This window comes from Herbidospora sp. RD11066 (genome assembly GCF_054661255.1).
This window is the reverse complement of sequence record NZ_BAAGDO010000137.1, coordinates 1-276: the sequence shown is the minus strand read 5'-3', so window position 1 is coordinate 276 and position 276 is coordinate 1. Positions and strand designations below refer to the sequence as shown.

Genomic DNA, 276 nt, shown 5'->3' with positions numbered 1-276 from the left:
CCTGGCTCCCAGCCGCAATGGACACCAACTTGCCCTTGGGCGCCAAACCAGCGATCTCGTACTGGCTGAAGGCTGGTGTCATGGCATCCAGGAGACCACAAACCACCAAGACCGGAACCTTCAACTCGGGCAATGTGTACGCTGAGGAATGGCTGTCCAAGGCCTGTAGTATTCGCATCACGTTGTTCCAATGCTGCGGCCCATGCCCGGTGAGATCCAAGGCGTTGGACGCCATGGTGTATTCCAGGCTGGCAGTACCCAGCAAGCAGCCATTCA

Annotated in this window: 1 protein-coding gene; it reads right to left on the bottom strand. The window is 58.0% G+C overall.

Features of this window, described 5'->3' with window-relative positions:
• A partial coding sequence (locus ACYQ78_RS39575; protein ID WP_459806137.1) for an alpha/beta fold hydrolase occupies positions 1-235 on the bottom strand: 235 nt, incomplete at its 3' end.
• Positions 236-276 lie beyond the last annotated feature (41 nt).